Genomic DNA, 4,325 nt, shown 5'->3' with positions numbered 1-4,325 from the left:
GGAACGGGGCAGTTCCCCCGAATACCTGCAGACCCGCCACGCCATGGCCGCATCGCTCGCAGCCAAGGGCGTGCCCACCTGGACGTGGCTTCCCGGTGGCAACTGGGCCGAGCGCCGCGTGCCAGCGCTGCCCCCCAGAGACGAGCAGGCCCCCAATGAGGCGCAGCACCGTTTGCAAGAGATCAGCACCTGTGCTGATGCCGATTATCAGTTCGGGCCTAGCCCGCGGTTTTCTACCTGAAAGGAGAAACCCATGCAGATGAACACCCCCAGCTTTCTCGCCGTCGACGAATCCCCGTTCCCGCCGCCGAACGCCTTGCCGCACTTCCTCACCGTGCAATTCGTCAGCGAAACCGCATCAATGAGCGACAAGAGCGACGAATAGCCTCGGGTGCCAGCAGCGGCGGCGACCCCAGTGGTTAGCCTTGAGCCAGCGACATCAGGGTGCGATCTGCCTGTGCGCACCCTGAACCTGCAGGCCGGTACTGGCGCAGAAGCAGCGGTCTGCACCTTTACCGCAGGGTTGAGCTACGAGAGCGAGCCACCTTCCCGTGCGACTTTGTCGTGGTGGGCAGCATCAAGGGCAAGGTGGCCTTGACCGGTCAGTCCAAGCTCGTGATCGCCGCCGGCGGCAAGGTCGAAGGCGAGATCGTGGCCAAGAGCATCAGCATCGACGGTGAAGCCAACGGGAAGATCGACGCCAGCGGCGGTTTGGTCAGCTTCGGCGAGAACGCAATCTGCACCGGATCGAGCCAGTACACGCTCGGCCACAGGCGCGCGCTGGCGAGCGCTAACGCACTATCTCGAGGACCGCGCAGTCGCTATCGACAACAACCACCTAGAGCGGCAGATAAAGCCTTGAGCCATGGGCCGCCGGGCATGGTTGTTCGCCGACAGCGAACTCGCTCGCCAGCGCACGGCCATGGTGGTGAGCCTGGTGCAGTCGGCGCGGTTCAAGTGAAACGATCCAGGGCATATCCTCGTGTTGACTCGCTACGGGGTCGACATGCAGCTGCTTGAGGAGCCGATCCACGTCCTGCTCATCGCCTTCCAGGCCATGAAGCACTGCGGGCACGCTTCGCCAACGATCTCTGAAGACGTCCACGAAACCTGCTTGCGGCGTCTGACAGCGACGTCGAAGTTCTCCAAAGGCGCGCCGCCACATCTCTTCGTACAGATGTTCACGCAGTTGTCCGTCGACCACCCCGAGCGCTATCTCCTGGCATTCGTATACGGCCACCTTGGCCAGCACGACCTGCTGTGCGTGTGAACCGACGCCGAGAAATACTTGCGGCTGGTCTGCCTCAACCTCGTGGAGTGCGTGGCCTACATCGGTGCACGCCTGCAGTCCAAATGAGCCGGCTGCGGTCGGTCAAGATGGGTTGACCGGCCGCTCACGATGAAAAGGTCGAGTGTTCGATTCATCTCTCCGGCACCACGTCGATCGATGAAAGCCCGCTGTGAAAGCTATCGCGGGATTCTTGTTGGTCTCGCACTTGTCTTTACGGGGTGGTTTGCTCGCGCGCTGGCCCCATCGCGATTCATGACAAACATGTGAATCAGCCCGGATGTGCAGTCGGCGTTGTAAATCAGTAAAAACCCGCAAAAAACTGAGGGTGGTTCACAGGCTTGTGGTGTTTCTTGCGGAGAATATACGAGTCGCCATGCATCCGGTAGGGGGCAAGGGCACAAGCCCTCCCGCAATCCATTGGAGTACACCCTCATGAAAAAGAGCCTCATTGCTCTGTCCGTTCTGGCCGCTTCCGGCGCCGCCTTGGCGCAATCGTCTGTCACCATCTATGGCCGCCTTGATGCGTCCGTTGGTTCTGCCAAAGTGGGCAACATCACGGGTGGCGTGGGTCCTGTCAGCAACACACAGATGTTCAACAGCGGCTTGACCAGCAGCCGTCTGGGTTTCCGTGGTGTTGAAGACCTCGGTGGTGGTCTGAAGGCAATTTTCGCTGTAGAGAGTGACCTTGTAGTCGACGCGCCTTCACCAACCAGTCTGGGTAACCGTGCTGCGTTCGTTGGCTTGGCCGGTGGTTTCGGTACCGTCAAGCTGGGTCGCCACGACACATCGTTTGACGACATCCGCGATCTGATGCTCAGCCAAAACATTTGGGACTCGGCTAATTTTGTTCCCACCGAGGTTACTTTGGCCAACACTGGAAATGGTTCTGTTCCAGCCTTCCAAGGGGTAGGTCAGCTCGCTGACTACGGCGACCGTGCGAACAACCAAATCCGCTACGAGTCACCTTCCTTCGGCGGTTTCTCTGCTGGCGTAAGCTACGGCTTCGGCGAGGCCACCAAACCGGAAAAGACCGACATCACCGCTTTCAACCTGCGTTACAAAGCGGGCAATCTGGATGTGGGCTACGGTTACCAGGAAAACAAAGCCATTAGTGCCGCTCTGGTCGACACTACCCGGGAATACAACACTTTGGCTGCGGCTTACAACTTCGGCTCCTTCCGCCTCTCCGGCGGCTGGAACCAAGTGAAGAACCAGGCTCCTCGCAAATCGGACACATACACCATCGGTGCTATGGTGCCGGTTGGCGCAATGGAGTTCTCTTTGGGCTACAGCACCGCCAAAGCCAAAAATCCCAACGGTTCTACCTTCGAAAAGGGTGATGCTTTCTCTGCTGGTGTGTTGTACAACATGTCCAAGCGAACCCGGCTGTACGGCCTGCTGACCACCGGTGACATCGAGAACTCTTCTGGCGTTAAAGTTCGCGAGCGTGACATCTACGCCGTCGGCGTTGCTCACGCCTTCTGATTCTCAAGCCTACTAACTCTCAAACGCATGTTGACACCCACCGCTCGAAAGGGCGGTGGGTTTTTTCATGGGTGCGGCATTTTGTGTGAGAGGCGCCGGGCTCAGGCAGCCTAGCCTGGATTCCCGTCCATCCCGACGATGCGTAGCGTGAGGCCCAGGGTCACGAAAGCTTCAACACAACCTACAGTTACTTATGCTGAACATTGAAATCAATTCGGAGCACTTTGCGGTTCGCGCTTCGGTCAATTTTCTTCCCAAGAAGATCAGGGGAAAACCCTCAGGCGTTAACCGGGTCATTTGCACCGAACTTGAATTCACCCCCAGGTGGGTGCAACTCCCACGGTGCATCGGCCAGCACTTGCACAAGGTCAGGCTGGCGCCACGCGCCCACTGCCCACCCGACGGCCATGAGCAACGGCATGGTGAGCCAGCCACCCCGTCCAAGCAACACCAACGCCAGCACCACCGACGCCGCACCCAGCACCGCGTCGCTTTCGATGCGGCGCAGTCCGGCGACGATGAGCGCGATGCCCAGGCCGAGTACCACGCCGTGAATCACGTCGCGCGATATGGGGCGCCCACAGAATTCGGAAAAAATAGTACGCTAAGGTTTTCCCGCTGATGAATCACAGGCTTTTTATGTCACGCAGCGGCCGGAATTCCCCCTCATCGATTTTTTGGTTCTGGCGCCAGACGTAGTCACCGGTCAGGTTGAGGTGTTCCCATCCCAGAGGGGAAAGGTACTGAAGCTGAGAATCATCCTTCAGCTTGCCGGCATTTCGCAGCGCCTGAGTCGCTAGCTCCAGATAGACGGTGTTCCACAGCACAATCGCCGCCGTCACCAGGTTCAATCCGCTGGCTCGGTATCGTTGTTGCTCATAGGTTCGGTCCCGAATCTCGCCCAACCGGTGGATGAAGACCGCCCTGGCCAGCGCGTTGCGCGCCTCGCCCTTGTTTAATCCGGCATGTACGCGTCGGCGCAATTCGACGTTCTGCAGCCAGTCCAGGATGAATAGCGTGCGCTCGATGCGGCCCAGTTCGCGCAGCGCGATCGCCAGGCCGTTCTGGCGCGGGTAGCTGCCGAGCTTGCGCAGCATGAGCGACGCGGTCACGGTGCCGTGCTTGATCGATGAGGCCAGGCGCAGGATATCGTCCCAGTGCGCGCGCAGGTGTTTGATGTTCAAGGTGCCGCCAATCATTGATTTCAAGCCGGGGTAGTCTGTGATGGCTCCGGGAATGTACAACTTCGTGTCGCCCAAGTCGCGGATGCGCGGCGCAAAGCGAAACCCGAGCATGTGCATCAGCGCGAACACGTGATCAGTGAAGCCGGCCGTGTCGGTGTAGTGTTCCTCGATGCGCAGGTCTGATTCGTGATACAGCAATCCGTCGAGCACGTACGTTGAATCGCGCATGCCGACGTTGACCATCTTGGCGCTGAAAGGAGCGTAATTGGTCAGCCCTGATTTATTCAGTTTGACGCCAAGGCCAAACGAGGGGCAGAGCTGCTGAGCGCGTGAACAAGCGGCTCGCGCGCCATCCGAGAGCAGTT

At 59.3% G+C, this 4,325-nt stretch carries 6 protein-coding genes and 2 pseudogenes; 6 read left to right on the top strand and 2 right to left on the bottom strand.

The features are described 5' to 3' along the window. The 6 genes and pseudogenes from ACN4F8_RS01150 to ACN4F8_RS01125 form a co-directional block, all read left to right on the top strand. Nucleotides 1-241: pseudogene (locus ACN4F8_RS01150) on the top strand (hypothetical protein); the annotation flags it as partial. A gap of 12 nt (nucleotides 242-253) precedes the next feature. Then, complete coding sequence (locus tag ACN4F8_RS01145; protein ID WP_300649365.1) at nucleotides 254-385, top strand: hypothetical protein; 132 nt, start codon at nucleotides 254-256, stop codon at nucleotides 383-385. A gap of 59 nt (nucleotides 386-444) precedes the next feature. Then, nucleotides 445-696: pseudogene (locus ACN4F8_RS01140) on the top strand (polymer-forming cytoskeletal protein); the annotation flags it as partial. Then, the gene (locus tag ACN4F8_RS01135; RefSeq protein WP_366146708.1) at nucleotides 677-862 is read left to right on the top strand and encodes an IS66 family transposase; all 186 of its coding nucleotides are present in this window, start codon (nucleotides 677-679) and stop codon (nucleotides 860-862) included. The pseudogene ACN4F8_RS01140 and the gene ACN4F8_RS01135, both read left to right, overlap by 20 nt. A 120-nt stretch (nucleotides 863-982) precedes the next feature. Beyond that, nucleotides 983-1,270, top strand: coding sequence for a hypothetical protein (locus tag ACN4F8_RS01130; RefSeq protein WP_300649364.1), 288 nt, complete (start codon nucleotides 983-985; stop codon nucleotides 1,268-1,270). A 453-nt stretch (nucleotides 1,271-1,723) separates the two neighbouring features. Then, complete coding sequence (locus tag ACN4F8_RS01125) at nucleotides 1,724-2,776, top strand: porin (protein ID WP_300649363.1); 1,053 nt, start codon at nucleotides 1,724-1,726, stop codon at nucleotides 2,774-2,776. Nucleotides 2,777-3,053: 277 nt separating this feature from the next. Here ACN4F8_RS01125 and ACN4F8_RS01120 read toward each other — a convergent pair whose 3' ends face one another. Both ACN4F8_RS01120 and ACN4F8_RS01115 read right to left on the bottom strand, forming a co-directional pair. Further along, the gene (locus ACN4F8_RS01120; protein WP_419471892.1) at nucleotides 3,054-3,335 is read right to left on the bottom strand and encodes a hypothetical protein; all 282 of its coding nucleotides are present in this window, start codon (nucleotides 3,333-3,335) and stop codon (nucleotides 3,054-3,056) included. A gap of 67 nt (nucleotides 3,336-3,402) precedes the next feature. Continuing rightward, a partial coding sequence (locus ACN4F8_RS01115) for a Tn3 family transposase (RefSeq protein ID WP_419471891.1) occupies nucleotides 3,403-4,325 on the bottom strand: 923 nt, incomplete at its 5' end.

Origin of the sequence: Hydrogenophaga sp. (assembly GCF_048549895.1) — a bacterium.
Taxonomy (GTDB): domain Bacteria; phylum Pseudomonadota; class Gammaproteobacteria; order Burkholderiales; family Burkholderiaceae_C; genus Hydrogenophaga.
Note: the sequence above shows the minus strand (reverse complement) of the source record. Positions and strands in the feature narration are given on the sequence as shown.

Coding starts and splice junctions, on each gene's coding strand:
- ACN4F8_RS01145 (WP_300649365.1), top strand. CDS start 254: ATGCAGATGAACACCCCCAGCTTTCTCGCCGTCGACGAATCCCCGTTC.
- ACN4F8_RS01125 (WP_300649363.1), top strand. CDS start 1,724: ATGAAAAAGAGCCTCATTGCTCTGTCCGTTCTGGCCGCTTCCGGCGCC.